Below are 17,403 nucleotides of genomic sequence, written 5' to 3' on the forward strand. Positions count from 1 at the left end.
CGGCGCGCGCCGCGTCGTGCTTTACTGCGTGCCGGCGGTGGCTTCGCCGATCAGCTTGTTGATGGTCGCCTGGTCGGCCTCGACGGGCTTCACCAGATCGCCTTCCTTCACCAGCTCCTGGCCGGCGACGATGATGCGCGCATCTTCCGGAATGCCGCCCAGCACCAGGCCGTGCGGCGTATCGTCGACGAGGTCGATCGGGAAGAAGGCCACCTTGTCGTCCTTGCCGACGGCGCGGATGCCGAGGTCGCCCTTGTCGCCCAGCGTCACCACCGAGCGCGGCAGCATGACCGCATTGGTCGGCTCGGCGCTGAGCGTGATCTCGGCCGTCATCCCGGCTGGGATCGAGCCATCGCCATTGGGGATCGCCACCTCGACACGGAAGGTACGGGTCTGCGCCGAGGCGTCGCGGCTGATATAGCGCACGGTGCCGGTGACCTTCTGGTCGTTGACCAGGCGCACATCGGCCTCGTCGCCGATCTTGACGTAGCGCAGGTCGCGCTCGCTGATCTCGCCGCGCGCGATCACCGGATCGAGCTTCAGGATCGTCGCCACCTCGCCGCCCTGCATCACCGAGCTGCCGAGCTCCACGGGGATGCGGTCGATGACGCCGTCGAACGGCGCCTTGACCTCGTTGCGGTCGAGCTCGGCCTGGGCGGTGTCGAGCTGCGACTGCGCCAGCGTCAGGTTGGAACGGGCGGTGTCGAGCTGCAGCTTCGGCAGATTGCCGGTCTTGGCCAGCCGCTCGGCGGCGTCGAGCTCGGCCTTGCGCTGCACCACAAGCTGCTTGGCGTTGTCGACCATCGAGATTTTTTCCTCGGCCGCGAGCATCAGCACTAGGTCGCCGGTCTTGACGTGGTCGCCCTGCTTGACCGGCAGCTTGTCGATGACGCCGTTGACGCGCGTTGCAAGCACCGCGCGCTTGTCGGCTTCGGTGAGACCCGAGATCCGTATCGCCCGCGCGAATGTCTTGCGCGGCGGCGTCACCACCGCGACAGTGCGCGGCGCGGCCTTGGGCTCGGCCTGCGCCGTGCTCGGCTTGGCGCCGTCGGGCTGCGCCGGCTTGGCGGCGTCAGCGGGCTTGTCGGTGGTGACCGACTTGTCGGTGGCAACCGACTTGTCCGCGGCGCTGCCGACGGACGAGAACTCGCCCGTCCCCATCCAGGCCGCGAACCCGATGAGCACGACAATGGCTGCAAGCTTGTGAAACCTGATCTTCGGCATCGTCATTTTTCCGTTGCAGGACCTGGCGAGGTCGGCGCTCCCGACTCGGGCGCGCGGCCGATATGGGTGCGCGCAGGGTCCAGTTCAATTTGCCGTGAACGGCGAAGCGCGCCTTCTACCTGAAAGTTGCGGCGCAATATAGTCGGAAAAGTTGCGGGAACATTGCGGCGTGCAACACTGTACCTCGACAAATGCGGGCTTTTCTGCAAGCCGGCTGGCGCTTTTGCGGGCGCGTCGACAGTTTCCCCAAGGTTACTGGCAACAGCCGTCAGCATGATGCGAAAAATCTGGCGTGGGCAGCGACTATCGCCCGGTTGGAGCGAGGTTACGCCCACGATGCTCCGGTTGAAGCTGTCAAGTGATGAGGTTGAGCAACCGGAAGAGACGCTCGAACGTCCTGCCGTAAGGCGGGCGCAGCAGGCCGCCGGCGCTGAGCTTCGACTGGATGAAGATCGGCTTTTCCTTGCTGAAGGTGCGGAACCCCCATTCGCCGTGATAGGCGCCTGTGCCGCTCTCGCCGACACCGCCGAAGGGCTGCCGTTCCTGCACCAGATGCAGCATGCAGTCATTGATCGTGACGCCGCCGGATACGGTTTCCCGCATGACCTTCTGGCGGTTGGCGCTGTCGCTGCCGAACCAGTAGAGCGCCAGCGGACGCTCGCCCCGGTTCACATGCTCGACGGCCTCGTCGACCGTGCCATATTCGACGATCGGCAGCACCGGCCCGAAGATTTCCTCGCGCATCAGCCGCAGATTCTCGCCGGCGTTGCGCACCAGCACGGGCGCCATCTTGCGGTCGGTGACGCCGAGTTTCTCATTCCCAGGATTGACCTCGGTGATGTCGGCGCCGCTGTCGCGTGCCTCGGCGACCATGTCGCCCAGCCGCCGGTGGTGCCGCTCGCTGACGATCGCCGTGTAGTCGCGATTGTCGCCGAGGCGCGGATAGAGCTTCGCGATTGCCGCGGCGAACTTGGCCGCGATCGCCGCGCCTTGGCCTTGCGGCACCAGGAGATAATCCGGCGCGATGCAGGTCTGGCCGGCATTGAGCAGCTTGCCATAGGCGACGCTGGCGACGGCGGCGTCGAGATCGCAGGACGCATCGAAGATCGCCGGCGACTTGCCGCCGAGCTCGAGCGTCACCGGCGTCAGATTGGCCGCGGCGGCCAGCGCCACCTGGCGGCCGACGGCTGTCGAGCCCGTGAACAGGAGATGGTCGAACGGCAGCGACACGAACGCCTTGCCGACCTCCGCATCGCCGACCATCACGCTGACCTCGTCGGCGGCGAAATATTTTTCGACCAGGCTGGCGAGCAAATCCGAAAACTGCGGCGTCAGCTCCGACGGCTTGATCATAACGCGGTTGCCGGCGGCGATTGCCGCGGTCGCCGGCGCGATGGCGAGCTGGAACGGATAGTTCCACGGCGAGACGATGCCGACGACGCCGAGCGGCTGCGGCAACAGGCGGTTGTGTCCCGGCAGGAACGGCAGGCTGGTGGCGATATGCCGCTCGCGCATCCAGGCGCTCAGATGCGACAGCGCATGCCTGATGCCGGCGCGCACGACGAACAATTCGGCAAGCCGGGTTTCCTCAGCCGAGCGTGCCGAGAAATCGCTGTCGATCGCAGCACATATCTCGGCCTCGTGCTTTTCGGTGAGCGCCAGCAGGCGGGTCAGCCGGTCCTTGCGCATGTCGAGCGTCGGGAACGGCTCCTTCTCGAAGGCCCTGCACTGCGCTTCAAACCTGACCCCGAGAGCGTTCTGTCTGGTCTGCAGCATCGCTACCTCCCCTTTACGTTCAGGTAAGTTACCTCGCCCGGACAACCGAATCCAGCATCGCCCCGGTTCCGCGGGGGAATGCTCCGGCAATCGCCCCGATCCGGGCGCTTCGAACATGCCGTTTGGCGCCCGTCATCGACACCGGAAGCGATCGGTCCGCAAACGGCCCTTTTCGCCGGTCATATATCGATTGGGCGCGCGTGAACGGTCCTTGGCGATGGTGCGTGGCTCGTGACAAAAACCGCAAGATCGGTCGAGCGCCTCACGTCCGCGCGGCTTAGCTGGTGCTGCCACGGAGAATAAGACTATGAAGGCGGCAGTTCAAAACCACCATGCCCGGATGCGGCGGGTGCTGGATCACATAGACCGGCATCTCGACGACGATCTGGACCTGGACGCGCTGAGCGGCGTCGCGGCCTATTCGAAATATCATTTCCACCGGCAGTTCACGGCGACCTTCGGGCTGCCCGTGCATCGCTATATCCAGCTCGCCCGCATGAAGCGCGCTTCATCCCGGCTGGGCTACGCGGACGCCGAAAGCGTCACGGATATAGCGATGGATGCCGGTTACGACGCACCGGATGCGTTCGCCCGCGCCTTTCGTCAACGGTGCGGGCAGTCGCCTTCGTCGTTCCGGAAATCTCCCGACTGGGGGTCGTGGCTGATGGCCTTCGGGCCGCTCGACAACGCGAGGAGAAAGCTCATGCAGATAATTTTCACCGATGACGACGTGACGATCCGCGACGTGCCGCCCACCCCGGTGGCGATCAGGGAGCATCGCGGGGATCGGGCAACGCTCGGCGACACCATCCAGCGCTTCATCGCCTGGCGCAAGGCAGCCAGCCTGTCGCCCGAAACGAGCCCGACCTTCAACGTCTTCCGTTCCGAAAGATGTCCCGCTGTCGCCGCCGACTATAGCATGGACATTTGCGTCGGCACCGACCAGCCGATCGCGGCGGACGACAAGCAGATGAAGGCCGGCGTGATCCCCGGCGGACGCTGCGCCGTGCTGCGCTACCCCGGCAACACCAACAATCTGGAGCCGGCAGCTCTCTACCTTTATCGCGAATGGCTTCCGGCCAGCGGCGAGGAGGTACGCGACTTCCCGATCTATTGCCAGCGACGGCTGTCCTTCCTTCCGGAGCTGTCGGTGCCCGAGATCATCATCGAGCTCTTTTTGCCGCTGAAATAGCGTCGCCCTGCAACGGCGGCCTGCCTGTCTGCCCCGGTCGCAAAACGGACCGGCCGTCGTCCGCCCGGTCTTGGCCTTGCCCTGCAGTTAGGCGCGCCGCCGCGCGGATTCCGGCTTGACGCGCGCGGCGAGGAATTCCTTGACGCGGCGCCCCGGCGCCGGACCGCGCAACGGCTTGAAGCCGTCGTCGAGCTCGCCGGAGAGATCGAGCGTCGGCCGCTGGCCGACGGCGTCGTAGTTTTCTTCCAGCCAGTCGCTGGCGGCGCTGCGGCCGAGGTCGCGCAGATAGGCGATGAAGGCCCATTCGGCATTGACCTTGGACGACGCGGAGAGGTCCTTGAACGCCTCGTCGGCATCGATGCGGTGCATGCGGATGTCGCGATACTCGCCATGCGGCAGGCGCCCGGCCGCGATCAGTTCCTTGACGAAGGCGATCGAGCGGAATTCACGCAGCAGCCCGGCGTTGAAGGTGATCTCGTCGATGCGGTTCTGGATCTCGTTGGCGCTCTTCGGCGTGCCTTCGCGCACCACAGGGTTGATCTGCACCAGGAGCACATCCTCGGTCGCCGCCGTCTTGAAGAACGGATAGAGCGCCGGGTTGCCGCCATAGCCGCCGTCCCAATAGGGCACGCCCTTGATCTCGACCGCCTGGAACAGTTGCGGCAGGCAGGCCGAGGCCATCACCGTGTCGAGGTCGATCTCGCCGTCGGAGAAGACGCGCAACTGACCGGTCTCGACATTTGTCGCCGAGATGAACAGCTCCATCGACTTGCAGGCGCGCACATTGTCGAAGTCGATCTCCTTCGCCACCACGTCGCGCAGCGGGTTGAGGCCGAGCGGATTGGCGACATAGGGCGAGAACACCCGCGACATCGTGTCGAAGAAGACGTAGCCGGGCGTGTTCTCGATCGACCAGTTGCCCCAGACGACGTCCCAGGGCATGCGCTGCACAGGGCTGAAACGGCCCTTCGAGGCCACCGCCCGCCAGAAATCGTCGAGCTTTTCTCGCGCGCCTTCCACGCCGCCCCGGACAAATCCGTCGGCCAGCGCCACCGCGTTCATCGCGCCCGCGCTGGTGCCGGACACCGCAGCGATGTCGAGCCGCCCGTCCTCCAGCAGCCGGTCGAGCACGCCCCAGGAAAAGGCGCCGTGCGAGCCGCCGCCCTGGAGGGCGACGTTGATCTTCTTCTTTTCCTCCGCCTTGCCGTTCTTCGCCATGGCGTTCCTTGTCTCGATGCGCCGGCCTGCCCTTGCGTCATCGCGAGGGGCAGCTTCCGCCTGTCTATGTTGCAGTGCAGCATATAAGGACGAACCAAGGCAAGAACACGAACACACAAGCGTGATCATGGGATTTTCCTCGCCCCACGCAGTGGGGAGAGGTGGCCCGGCGCAGCCGGGACGGAGAGGGGTCTTCGCGACCGCCGGAAGTCTGCCTCCCGCGAACTACTGCTGCCTATTGAGGGGATCAGGCGGCACTTCGCCCGAAAGGGACGCCGCTTCACGGCCGGCGTCCCCCTCTCCGTCCCGGCTTCGCCGGGCCACCTCTCCCCCGCGTTGCGGAGGCGAGGAACGGCTTCTCAGGCGACGAGGTCGGGCACCGGCCCGACATACCGCGACTGCGGCCTGATCAATCGCCCGGTGGCCTGCTGCTCGCGCCCATGTGCGATCCAGCCGGCGACGCGGCCCGCGGCAAAGACGTTGGAGAAGGCCTCCTTCGGGAAACCGACCGCTTCGAGCAGAAGCGCGGTGTAGAACTCGACATTGGTCTGGATCGAGCGTTGCGGCTTGGCGATGCGAAGCACCTCCAGCGCCGTCTGTTCCACCGTCTCGGCGAAGGCCAGCCGGCTTCCGGTCTCGTTGCGGGAACCGAGCTGCCGCACGACCGCCTTCAGCGCGTCGGCGCGCGGGTCGCGCACGCGGTAGATTCGATGGCCGAAACCCATGATGCGCCGGCCTTGCGCGATCTCGTTGCGCAGCCAGGCAGCGGCATCGCCGCTGGCCTCGATGGCGTCCAGCATCTCGATCACCGGCCCCGGCGCGCCGCCATGCAGCGGGCCTTTCAGCGCGCCGAGCCCGGCCAGGATCGCCGAAGTCAACCCGGCCTGTGTCGACGCGACCACCCGGGTCGCGAAGGTCGACGCGTTGAGCCCGTGGTCGCAGACCGTCACCAGATAGCTGTCCAAGGCCTTGGCAAGCGCCGGCGAGGCGGTGTCGGAGAGCATCCGCAGCATATCGCCGGCGTGATCGGCGTTTTCGTCGGGGGCGATCGGCGCCTCGCCCCGGCCAAGGCGCAGCAGGGCCGGCGTCAGCACCGCCGGCGCCGCGATCAGCCGAAGCGCGTCGGCAAGCCCGTCACCGTCCGGCAGGATGGCCATGCCGGCCCGCATGCCGCTGTAGATGTCGAGCGGCGCCAGGCGGGCAAGCATCGGCCGCACACGATCGAACACTTCCACCCGAGCCTTGCCAATCGCCTTCTCCAGTTCGGCATCGCCTGGAAGGCCGTCGAAGAAGCCGTCGAACAGCAGCCGCACCACCTGCGCATAGCGCCAGCGGCCGGCGAGCTCCATCAGCGAATGGCCGCGGATGGTAAGGTGCCCGCCTACACCGTCGACATCGGAAAGCACCGTGTCGGCCGCCACAACATCATCGAGCCCATTCGCCATGATCGTCTCCTTGACCTTTTGCGCATTGCAATTAATGCTGCGCAATCAATGCATCAATCTTGATCAAGATAATCAATATAAGGCGGCAAATGACGGAATGGCTGACGCGGGAGCAAGCGCTGGAGCGGCTGAACGTCCGGCCGCAGACGCTTTATGCCTATGTCAGCCGCGGCCGCATCGGCATGAAGCCGGACGACGCCGACGCGCGCCGCAGCCAGTACCGCGCCGACGACATCACAGCCATCGCCACGCGCCGCGACCGCGGAAGGAGCCCGCAGGCGATCGCCGAAAGCGCCATCGCCTGGGGCGAGCCGGCGATCGCCACCTCCATCTCGACGGTGCTGCATGGCCGCCTCGTCTATCGCGGCAGGGACGCGGTGGAGTTTTCGGCGACGGCGACGCTCGAGGACACCGCCGAATTGCTGTGGGCCTCCGACCGTCCGGTGTCGTTCGCTTCGCTGACGCCGTCAGCCGCCCGGCAAAGCGGCACGCCGACCGCCTTCGCTAGGCTCTCGGCGCTGGCCGCCGAAGGCTGGCCCTCGCTCGGCCGCAGGCCGGCCATGCTGCAGCAGGACGGCGCCGCCGCCACCAGCGCTCTGGCCACGGCGCTTGGCGCGACGCCGGGTTCCGACCCTGTGCATGCAAGGCTGGCGCAGGGCTGGTCGGTCGAGGGCGCTGGCGCCGACCTCATCCGCAAGGCGCTGGTGCTTTTGGCCGATCACGAGCTCAACGCCTCGACCTTCGCGGCCCGAGTCGCTGCCTCCACCGGCGCGCCGATCGCCGCCTGCCTGCTCGCCGGCCTTGCGACGCTCACCGGCCCGCGCCATGGCGGCGCGGGTGCCGCGGCGATCGCGCTGGTCGAGGATGCGGAGCGGCTGGGTCCGGACGAGGCGATTGCCCGCTGGCTGGCGCATGACCGGCCGCTGCCCGGCTTCGGCCATCCGCTCTATCCGGAAGGCGACCCGCGCGCCGAGGGCCTGTTCTCCGGTTTCAGGATCGACGACGGGCTGCTGCGGCTGCGCAAGGCGGTTCTCGACGCGACCGGCCTGCATCCCAACATCGATTTCGCCCTGGCCGCGATGACGCGCAGCCTGCGCCTGCCGGCCGATGCGCCGTTCCGTCTGTTCGCGCTCGGCCGCAGCGTCGGCTGGACGGCGCACGCCGTCGAGCAGGTGACCAGCAACAGGCAAATCAGGCCCCGCGCCCGCTATGATGGGCCGGTTGAAAGAGGCTGACGGGCGCTTCTAACGCAGACGACTGGGATTAGCCGAAACGCGTCTCAAATCGTCATTCCAGGGCGAAGCAAGGAGCGAAGCGACGCGCGCAGAAACCCTGGAATCCATTCTGTGACGCTAAGGCACTGCAACGATTACAGAATTCTGCACCGTTGCGCCCTACGGCGTCGGTCACGGAATGGATCCTCGGGTCAAGCCCGAGGATGACGAAGGGATGGCGTTTGCGGCCAATCTCAAACGCTAGCGACTGCCAACAAACGAAGCCCGTCAGGACATTGTGTCCAGCTTGCGTTGCATGGCCGCGATCTGCGCCTTGAGCTCCTGCAGATCGTCGCCTTTCTCTTCCTTCTTCACTGGTTCGGCAGCCGGCGTTGAATTGGAGCCCGCTGGCGGGAACGGCGTGAACATGCGCATGGCGTTCTGGAACATCTCGACATTGCGGCGCGTCTGTTCCTCGAGCGCCTTCATCGGCGTCTTCATCATGTCGATCGGCGTCTTGCCGAAGCTGCCCTTCAGCTGCTCGCGAAACCGCTCCTGCTCCTTGGAGAAGGCGATCATCGACTGTTCGAGGAAGCTCGGCACGATCATCTGCATCTGATCGCCGTAGAAGGCTATGAGCTGCCGCAGGAACGGGATCGGCAGCATGTTCTGCCCATCCTTGTTCTCGAGCTCGAAGATGATCTGCGTCAGCACCGGATGCGTGATGTCGTCGCCGGTCTTTGCGTCCTGGACCGTGAACTCCTCGCCCTTCTTGACCATCTCGGCCAAGTCTTCGAGCGTCACATAGGTGCTTGTGCCGGTGTTGTAGAGCCGGCGATTGGCATACTTCTTGATGACGATCGGGTCGTCTTTTGCGGCCATCCGTATCCTCCCCAGGACACCGGCACCTTTAGGAGTAAGCGGCCGGTAACGATTGCGCCCTTTAACGAGGATACGCGCAAAAGCGTCACAATTCCAAGCGGTTTGTGCACTGCGGCATCAATTAATGCTGCACAGTCATTTGCAAAATCCGCTGCATGGCCAACGTCACGTTACCGCGACTGGCGCGCGCTCTGCTTGTCGCGCATGGCGGCCATGCCCATTTCCGGTTTGACTCGGAGTTTCGAACGGGCAAGAAAGTCCTAAAGCGATCTCGAAAATACGACACCTCGAAGTCTGGAGAAGAAAATGTCCGCTTCCAATTCAATCGTCGTCGCCAGCGCCGCCCGCACCGCGGTCGGCTCCTTCAACGGCAGTTTCGCCGCGACGCCGGCGCATGAGCTCGGCGCCGTCGTCATCAGGGAACTGCTGGCGCGAGCGAACGTCGACGCGGCGGAAGTCGACGAGGTCATCCTCGGCCAGGTGCTGACCGCCGCTCAAGGCCAGAACCCGGCTCGCCAGGCCTCGATCAATGCCGGCCTGCCGAAGGAGACCACGGCCTGGGGCCTCAACCAGGTTTGCGGCTCGGGCCTGCGCGCCATCGCGCTCGGCATGCAGCAGATCGCCACCGGCGACGCCAAGGTGATCATCGCCGGCGGCCAGGAGTCGATGTCGCTGTCGCCGCATGCCGAGCATCTGCGCGCCGGCGTCAAGATGGGCGACTACAAGATGATCGACACCATGATCAAGGACGGCCTGTGGGATGCCTTCAACGGCTACCACATGGGCAACACCGCCGAGAATGTCGCCCGCCAGTTCCAGATCACCCGCGAAAGCCAGGACGAGTTCGCGCTGGCCTCGCAGAACAAGGCCGAGGCCGCGCAGAAGGCCGGCAGGTTCAAGGACGAGATCGTCGCCTTCACCATCAAGGGCAAGAAGGGCGACACCATCGTCGACCAGGACGAGTATATCCGTCACGGCGCGACGCTCGACGCCATGACCAAGCTGAAACCCGCTTTCGACAAGGACGGCACGGTCACCGCCGCCAACGCGTCCGGCATCAACGACGGCGCGGGCGGCGCGCTGCTGATGACCGAGGCCGAGGCTGCAAGGCGCGGCATCACCCCGCTGGTGCGCATCGCCTCCTGGGCGACCGCCGGCGTCGATCCGTCTATCATGGGCACGGGGCCTATTCCGGCCTCGAAGCGGGCGTTGGAAAAGGCCGGCTGGTCGGTCAAGGATCTCGATCTCGTCGAGGCCAACGAGGCCTTCGCCGCGCAGGCCTGTGCCGTCAACAAGGGCATGGGCTGGGATCCCGCGATCGTCAACGTCAATGGCGGCGCCATCGCCATCGGCCATCCGATCGGCGCTTCGGGCGCCCGCGTCTTCAACACGCTGGTCTACGAGATGCGCCGCCGCGGCGCCAAGAAGGGCCTCGCCACGCTGTGCATCGGCGGCGGCATGGGCGTCGCCATGTGCGTGGAAGCGCTCTGAAAGAGAAGTGAGTAGTGAATAGGGAGTAGCGAATAGGGAAGAACGGCGTCGGCTTGGCGGGACATTAGGTCCCTACTCGCTATTCGCTACTCCCTATTCACTCCCGACCAAAGGGAGGGAATGCATGACCAAGGTAGCAATCGTCACCGGCGGATCGCGCGGCATTGGTGCTGCGATATCGGTCGCCTTGAAGAACGCCGGCTATTCGGTCGCGGCGAACTATGCCGGCAATGACGAGGCGGCGCAGAAATTCAAGGCTGAGACCGGCATCCCGGTCTACAAATGGTCCGTCGCCGACTACGAGGCCTGCGCCGCCGGCATCAAGCAGATCGAGGCCGATCTCGGTCCGGTCTCCGTGCTGGTCAACAATGCCGGCATTACCCGCGACGCCATGTTCCACAAGATGACGCCGGCGCAGTGGAGGGAAGTGGTCGACACCAACCTGTCCGGCGTCTTCAACATGACGCATCCTTTGTGGAGCGGCATGCGCGACCGCAAGTTCGGCCGCGTCATCACCATTTCCTCGATCAACGGCCAGAAAGGCCAGGCCGGCCAGGTCAACTACTCCGCCGCCAAGGCCGGCGACATCGGCTTCAGTAAGGCTCTTGCCCAGGAAGGTGCTCGCGCGGGCATCACCGTCAACGTCATCTGCCCCGGCTATATCGCGACCGAAATGGTCAAGGCGATCGAAGAGAAGGTGCTCAACGAGCGCATCATCCCGCAGATCCCGGTCGGCCGCCTCGGCGAACCGGAAGAGATCGCGCGCTGCGTCGTCTTCCTGGCTTCCGACGAGGCCGGTTTCATCACCGGCTCGACCATCACCGCCAATGGCGGCCAGTACTTCGCCTGATACCCCAACAAGGCCAAGGCGGCTCCGGCAACGGAGCCGCCTTTTTTTGATCCGCCGGCAAGGCCGGCGCGACACCTTGCCTCAATTCGGCACGCAAAGGTTAACGGCGGTAGCCGCCCTTGTGCGTAACTCCTCCAACAAGCTGTGAATCCTCGGTGGGCAAGCTGTGGATAACACCATATCTAGGGGTGAACAAACCAGGAAACTTCGCGCATCTCTGATTCGTCGCCGATTCGTTCTGGCTTTGGCCGAAAAGTTAATGACGAAGGGCGAAAGCGTTACCCAGTTCGTTAAAAGCGATTAAGAAAAATCAACAATTTCATAACCTTGAGAGCGACCCTCAGGTCGGCCTCGATGGTTCCCCGGCAAAAGTTAACACTGACTCGGGTTCACTGGAGCTAGGCATGAATCGGGCCAATTCCCAGATTCAGCATGTGGTGCGACTCGACGTCAAAAAATCCACATATAGCCGTGAACAAAACCTGAATCCGAGCGAGTCAGCGATTCGTCGCTGATTCGTTCCAGACTCGTTCCAGCCGTTAACAAGGACCGATTTTGGCCGCCCCTGCCGACTCGACCTGCCCCCCCAAAGGAACATTCCGCTTTCGCTTCCCGCCCGAAGTCCCTATGTGTCGCCTGTCACACGCGGCGGCACCGCCGTGCTTCAGACTACAAGCGGCAGAAACCTTATTTCCGAGCCGATGAACATCCAGCCGAAACATTCCCAGCCGCTGATCCTCTCGGGCCGCGACGTGACGGCCGTGCTAGGCCCGACCAACACCGGCAAGACCCATCTCGCCATCGAGCGCATGGTCGCGCATGAGACAGGCATCATCGGCCTGCCGCTGAGGCTGCTCGCCCGCGAGGTTTATGCCCGGGTCTGCGAGAAGGTCGGCGCCCACAAGGTGGCGCTGATCACCGGCGAGGAGAAGATCGTGCCTGCCGGCGCGAAATATTCGGTCTGCACCGTCGAGGCGATGCCGCGCGAGACCGACGCCGCCTTCGTCGCCATCGACGAGGTGCAGCTCGCCGGCGATCTCGAGCGCGGCCACATCTTCACCGACCGCATCCTGCATCTGCGCGGCCGCCAGGAGACGCTGCTTCTTGGCGCGGCCACCATGCATGGCATTCTGCAGCGCCTGCTGAAGGGCGTGTCGGTGGTGACGCGGCCGCGGCTGTCGCACCTTGCCTATGCCGGCTCGAAGAAGCTCACCCGGCTGCCACGGCGCACGGCGATCGTCGCCTTCTCCGCCGACGAGGTCTACGCGATCGCCGAGCTGATCCGTCGGCAGCAGGGCGGCGCCGCCGTCGTGCTCGGCGCGCTTTCGCCGCGCACCCGCAATGCGCAGGTGGAGATCTTCCAGTCCGGCGACGTCGACTATCTCATCGCCACCGACGCCATCGGCATGGGACTGAACCTCGACCTCGACCATGTCGCCTTCGCCCAGAACCGCAAATTCGACGGTTACCAATACCGCAACCTGACCGCTGCCGAGCTTGGCCAGATCGCCGGCCGCGCCGGCCGCCACCTGCGCGACGGCACGTTCGGCGTCACCGGCCAGGTCGACCCGTTCGACGAGGATCTGATCGCCAAGATCGAGGGGCATGACTTCGACCCGGTGAAGGTGCTGCAATGGCGCACCGCCGATTTCGACTTTTCCAGCCTCGATGCGCTGAAGCGCTCGATCGAGACCAATGCGCCGGTCGAGGGGCTGACCCGCGCGCTGCCGGCCGTGGATGCGCAGGCGCTGGAGCATCTGTCGCGCGACGGCGACATCCGCGCTTTGGCCTCCGGCAAGGAGCGCGTGGCGCTGCTCTGGGAAGCCTGTGCGCTGCCCGACTACCGCAAGATCGCGCCGGCCCAGCATGCCGACCTCATCGCCTCGATCTATATGGACCTTGCGCGCCATGGCCATGTCGATGAGAATTACATGGCCGAGCAGGTGCGGCGCGCCGACACGACGGAAGGCGATATCGACACGCTGTCGCACCGGATCGCGCAGATCCGCACCTGGACTTTCGTCTCCAACCGACCGGGCTGGCTGGCCGATCAGCTACACTGGCAGGAAAAGACGCGCGAAATCGAAGACAGATTGTCGGATGCGCTGCATGAGCGGTTGACGAAACGCTTCGTAGACCGCAGGACTTCCGTCCTCATGCGGCGCCTTAGAGAAAATACCATGCCTGAAGCCGAAATCAGTCCAACCGGAACCGTCCTCGTCGAGGGCCATCATGTCGGCGAATTGCAAGGGTTCCGCTTCACCGCCGACCAAAGCGCCGGCGGCGAGGACGCCAAAGCGGTGCGCACAGCTGCCCAGAAGGCGCTCGCAGCCGAGTTCGAGGCGCGCGCCGAGCGCTTTGCCGCCTGCGCCAATGGCGACCTGGCTTTGGGCTCGGACGGCGTCCTGCGCTGGATCGGCGCGCCGATCGGCACGCTGGTCGCCGGCGACGAGGCGCTGAAGCCGCGCCTGGTGCTGCTTGCCGACGAGCAGCTGACCGGCCCGGCCCGCGACAAGGTCGCCGCGCGCGCCGAGCGCTTCGTCAATTTCCAGGTCGAACAGCTTTTGAAGCCGCTGGTCGATTTGAAGAACGCCGACCAGCTCACCGGCATCGCGCGCGGCATCGCCTTCCAGCTGGTCGAGCATTTCGGCCTGATCAATCGCCGCGACATCGCGGAGGAGATGAAGTCGCTCGACCAGGAGGGCCGCGCCGCACTTCGCCGCCTCGGCGTGCGCTTCGGCGCCTACCATGTCTTCGTGCCGGCGTTGATCAAGCCTGCGCCGGCCGGTCTGGTGACCTTGCTCTGGGCGCTGAAGAACGACGGCAAGGACAAGCCGGGCTTCGGCGACGTGGTGCATGCGCTGGCGTCGGGCCGCACCTCGGTGGTCATCGACCCGGCCTTCGACAAGACCTTCTACAAGCTCGCCGGCTATCGCAATCTCGGCCGCCGCGCCGTGCGTATCGATATCCTCGAGCGGCTTGCCGACCTCATCCGCCCGGCGACCAACTGGAAGCCCGGCCTCGGCCAGCGTCCGGACGGCGCCTATGACGGCCACGCCTTCACGGTGACGCCGCCGATGATGTCGATCCTCGGCGCCACCGCCGACGACATGGAAGAGATCCTGAAAGGCCTCGGCTATCGCGCCGAGCCGAAGCCCGCCGCCGAGGTGAAGGCGAAGCTCGAAGCCCAGGACAACGCCGCCCGCGAAGCGGCCGAGGCGAAGCTCGCCGCCGAAGAGGCGGCCCGCGCCGCGCAGGCGGCGGCTGAAGTTGCGACGACGGACACGATTGCCGAGACACCGGTCGAGGGTTCGGAGCCGGCCGCCGTTGAGGCTGTCGCCGAAGCTTCGGCTGAAGCCGTCGTGGAAGCGGCAGCCGAACCTGCCGCGGAAGAGCCGGCAGAAGTTCCGGCCGAGGTCACGGAAGAAGCTCCCGTTGTGGAGGACACCGCGGCGGTGGACACCACGGCAGCGCCCGGGTCGGCTGAAAGCGCCGACGCCCTTCCCTCCCCCTCCTCAGTGGAAGAGGTCGCGGCGCAAGGCGACGCAGGCGATAGCGCCGACCATGCAGAGAGCACTGATACCGCCGGCGCTCCCCCCGCCCCGGCGCTGCGCGCTGACCCTCCGCACGAGGGTGAAGGTAGCGAAGCCGCTGCCGGCGAAACCCCGACGGAGGCTGAGGAACCAAAGCCCGTGCTCCTGTGGCGCCAGGCGCGTTTCGACCACCAGCGTCCGCGCCATCGCCAGGACAACCGCCGTGACAATCGCCCGCGTGGTGGACAACCCGCGCGCGACGGCCAGGCAGGCGCCGCAAGCGGCCAGCCCGGCGATCGTCCGGCCCATGAAGGCCGCCGCGAGCAACGCAGCGACGGTGCGGGCAAGCCGCGCTTCGACCGCTCGAAATACAAGCCGAGGCCGGAGACGGGCGACCGGCGCGAGGGTGGTGAACGGCGCGAAGGCAGGCCGCAAGGCGAGCGCCCGGATCGCCACGAGGGGGCCCGCCGCGAGGGCCGGCCCGACTGGAAGGGCAACAGGCAGGACGGCAAGGCTAACCAGGGTGGCAAGCCGGCGTTCCAGGGCAAGCCGCGCGAAGAGCGCCCGCAGCGCTTCGATCCGGATTCGCCCTTCGCCAAGCTTGCCGCCTTGCGCGACCAGCTGAAGAAGTAGGCTAGAGCATGATCCCGAACCGAAGGACCGCGTCAGCGAAAAGTGGGAACCGGTTTTCGGGCGAGATCATGCTCCAACAGAGCTAGCCGCGATGGTTGGAGAAGGCCGCCAGCGCATCGACAAATGGCTGTTCTTCTCGCGCGCGGTGAAATCGCGGTCCCTGGCGGCGAAAATCGCCGTCGCCGGGCGCGTCCGCATCAATCGCGACAAAGCAGCGCAGGCCTCGGATATGGTGAAGCCCGGCGACGTGCTGACCATCACCTTGGAAGGCCGTATCCTCGTCTGGAAAGTCTTGAACTGCGGCACGCGGCGAGGCCCGGCCGAGGAGGCGCGGCTGCTTTATGAGGACATGTCGCCGGCGCCGACACCCAAGGGCGAGGCCGTTCCGGACGCCATTCCGGCCTTGCGCGAGGCCGGCAGCGGTCGCCCGACCAAACGCGAACGCCGGCAGACCGACCGGCTGCTCGGCGACGATTGAGATTATAAGCGGACCCTCGGCGCAGCGAACCGCGACAATTCGTTTCCGCAACGCCGGCCCGGCCAGCAAGCCCTGCCCTTGCAAGCGGCGGGCAAAGGCGTTACCTCAGCCAAAAAGCCCAGCAAAATGGGACGTTCCGGAGCCTGCAATGACCTATGTCGTGACCGACAATTGCATCAAATGCAAATACATGGACTGCATCGAGGTCTGTCCGGTCGACTGTTTCTACGAAGGCGAGAACATGCTCGTCATCCACCCCGACGAGTGCATCGACTGCGGCGTCTGTGAGCCCGAATGCCCGGCCGACGCGATCAAGCCGGACACCGAGGGCGGTCTCGACAAATGGTTGCAGGTCAATTCCGAATATGCCGAGAAATGGCCCAATATCACCGCCAAGAAAGAGCCGCCGGCTGACGCCAAGACCTTCGACGGCGAGACCGGAAAGTTCGAGAAATATTTCTCTGCGGAGCCCGGCGAAGGCGATTGACATAATCGCAGATAGCGCCGGCGTGACGCGGCGTAACATGGCCGATACAATTACTGTCTTGACAGGCAGCGGTGTCGCTCGGCGTTAGCGAACGCAGCAAAACCTTGATTCTTCCGACTTTTTGTGTTACATCAGCGGAACATGCCGGTGACACAACGTCGATTTATGGCGCTAACGCCCCAAATCACTGAAAGGTGAGCTTCTCAAACCCGAACCAGAGCAATCTGGGACAGGCGGCCGCATTCGTGCGCTTTGCTGGTCTCGGCTTTTCCGGTGGGTTCACCTATTGTGCGGCTAATGATCGGCCACCGCCGGTCACACGAGTTCAGCCGGCGCCGCCATGCCGGCGCTACAACCAAGGAGTTCAGGGCGTAATGGCAACGATCACCCCGCAGAAGAAGTCCACCGCGGCCCGTCACGGTTTCAAGACCGGCGAGTTCATCGTCTACCCGGCGCACGGCGTCGGCCAGATCGTGGCGATCGACGAGCAGGAAGTGGCAGGCCACAAGCTGGAACTGTTCGTCATCGACTTTCAGAAGGACAAGATGCGGCTCAAGGTGCCGGTCGCCAAGGCGACCTCGATCGGCATGCGCAAGCTGTCGGAAGAAGACTATGTCGACCGCGCGCTGAAGGTCGTGCAGGGCCGCGCCCGCGTCAAGCGCACCATGTGGTCGCGCCGTGCCCAGGAATATGACGCCAAGATCAATTCCGGCGACCTGATCTCGATCTCGGAAGTGGTGCGCGACCTCTATCGCGCCGACAACCAGCCGGAGCAGTCCTATTCCGAGCGTCAGCTCTATGAAGCCGCGCTCGACCGCATGGCCCGCGAGATCGCCGCTGTGAACCGCATGTCGGAGACCGAGGCAGTGCGCCTCATCGAGGTCAACCTCAACAAGGGTCCGAAGCGCGGCGCCAAGGCCGACAACGAAGAATCCGAACAGGAAGAAGCTGCCTGAGCTTTTTCGCTCCAAGCGTATGAA

13 protein-coding genes are annotated in these 17,403 nt (G+C 65.2%); 8 read left to right on the top strand and 5 right to left on the bottom strand.

Annotated elements, in window-relative coordinates:
* Nucleotides 1-21: 21 nt before the first annotated feature.
* A complete protein-coding gene (locus LB572_RS16455) occupies nt 22-1,224 on the bottom strand; it encodes an efflux RND transporter periplasmic adaptor subunit (protein ID WP_224668432.1) in 1,203 nt (400 codons plus the stop codon).
* Between the two features lie 354 nt (nt 1,225-1,578).
* Complete coding sequence (locus LB572_RS16460) at nt 1,579-3,000, bottom strand: coniferyl aldehyde dehydrogenase (protein WP_224668433.1); 1,422 nt, start codon at nt 2,998-3,000, stop codon at nt 1,579-1,581.
* A gap of 307 nt (nt 3,001-3,307) precedes the next feature.
* Here LB572_RS16460 and LB572_RS16465 point away from each other — a divergent pair, with 307 nt between their 5' ends.
* Nucleotides 3,308-4,192: an AraC family transcriptional regulator gene (locus LB572_RS16465; protein WP_224668434.1), complete on the top strand. Its 885-nt coding sequence runs from the start codon at nt 3,308-3,310 to the stop codon at nt 4,190-4,192.
* A gap of 87 nt (nt 4,193-4,279) precedes the next feature.
* Here LB572_RS16465 and LB572_RS16470 read toward each other — a convergent pair whose 3' ends face one another.
* Both LB572_RS16470 and LB572_RS16475 read right to left on the bottom strand, forming a co-directional pair.
* A complete protein-coding gene (locus tag LB572_RS16470; protein WP_224668435.1) occupies nt 4,280-5,410 on the bottom strand; it encodes a patatin-like phospholipase family protein in 1,131 nt (376 codons plus the stop codon).
* Nucleotides 5,411-5,769: 359 nt separating this feature from the next.
* Nucleotides 5,770-6,855, bottom strand: coding sequence for a citrate synthase/methylcitrate synthase (locus tag LB572_RS16475; RefSeq protein ID WP_224668436.1), 1,086 nt, complete (start codon nt 6,853-6,855; stop codon nt 5,770-5,772).
* Nucleotides 6,856-6,944: 89 nt separating this feature from the next.
* Between LB572_RS16475 and LB572_RS16480 the strand changes: the two genes are divergently transcribed.
* Nucleotides 6,945-8,090 (top strand): citrate synthase, encoded by a 1,146-nt coding sequence (locus LB572_RS16480; RefSeq protein WP_224668437.1) that lies wholly within the window; start codon nt 6,945-6,947, stop codon nt 8,088-8,090.
* A gap of 267 nt (nt 8,091-8,357) precedes the next feature.
* Here the strand turns inward: LB572_RS16480 and phaR are convergent, their stop codons facing one another.
* Nucleotides 8,358-8,951 carry a polyhydroxyalkanoate synthesis repressor PhaR gene (gene phaR, locus LB572_RS16485; protein ID WP_224668438.1) on the bottom strand — a complete coding sequence of 198 codons (594 nt, stop codon included), beginning with the start codon at nt 8,949-8,951 and terminating at the stop codon, nt 8,358-8,360.
* A 306-nt stretch (nt 8,952-9,257) separates the two neighbouring features.
* Here phaR and LB572_RS16490 point away from each other — a divergent pair, with 306 nt between their 5' ends.
* The 6 genes from LB572_RS16490 (at nt 9,258) to LB572_RS16515 (ending at nt 17,379) form a co-directional block, all read left to right on the top strand.
* Nucleotides 9,258-10,442 carry an acetyl-CoA C-acetyltransferase gene (locus LB572_RS16490; protein WP_140803256.1) on the top strand — a complete coding sequence of 395 codons (1,185 nt, stop codon included), beginning with the start codon at nt 9,258-9,260 and terminating at the stop codon, nt 10,440-10,442.
* Between the two features lie 124 nt (nt 10,443-10,566).
* Entirely contained in the window at nt 10,567-11,292 is a 726-nt protein-coding gene (phbB, locus tag LB572_RS16495; protein WP_224668439.1) for an acetoacetyl-CoA reductase, read from the top strand.
* 701 nt (nt 11,293-11,993) lie between these two features.
* Nucleotides 11,994-15,458 carry a helicase-related protein gene (locus tag LB572_RS16500; protein ID WP_224668526.1) on the top strand — a complete coding sequence of 1,155 codons (3,465 nt, stop codon included), beginning with the start codon at nt 11,994-11,996 and terminating at the stop codon, nt 15,456-15,458.
* Between the two features lie 91 nt (nt 15,459-15,549).
* Nucleotides 15,550-15,936 carry an RNA-binding S4 domain-containing protein gene (locus LB572_RS16505; protein ID WP_140803258.1) on the top strand — a complete coding sequence of 129 codons (387 nt, stop codon included), beginning with the start codon at nt 15,550-15,552 and terminating at the stop codon, nt 15,934-15,936.
* Between the two features lie 148 nt (nt 15,937-16,084).
* On the top strand, nt 16,085-16,423 hold the full coding sequence (gene fdxA / locus LB572_RS16510) for a ferredoxin FdxA (protein ID WP_112101550.1): 339 nt from the start codon (nt 16,085-16,087) through the stop codon (nt 16,421-16,423).
* A gap of 374 nt (nt 16,424-16,797) precedes the next feature.
* Nucleotides 16,798-17,379, top strand: a complete 582-nt coding sequence (locus LB572_RS16515) for a CarD family transcriptional regulator (RefSeq protein WP_140803259.1) — start codon at nt 16,798-16,800, stop codon at nt 17,377-17,379.
* The last annotated feature ends 24 nt before the right edge of the window (nt 17,380-17,403 follow it).

Source organism: Mesorhizobium sp. BH1-1-5 (genome assembly GCF_020165615.1).
In the GTDB taxonomy this organism is placed as follows: domain Bacteria; phylum Pseudomonadota; class Alphaproteobacteria; order Rhizobiales; family Rhizobiaceae; genus Mesorhizobium.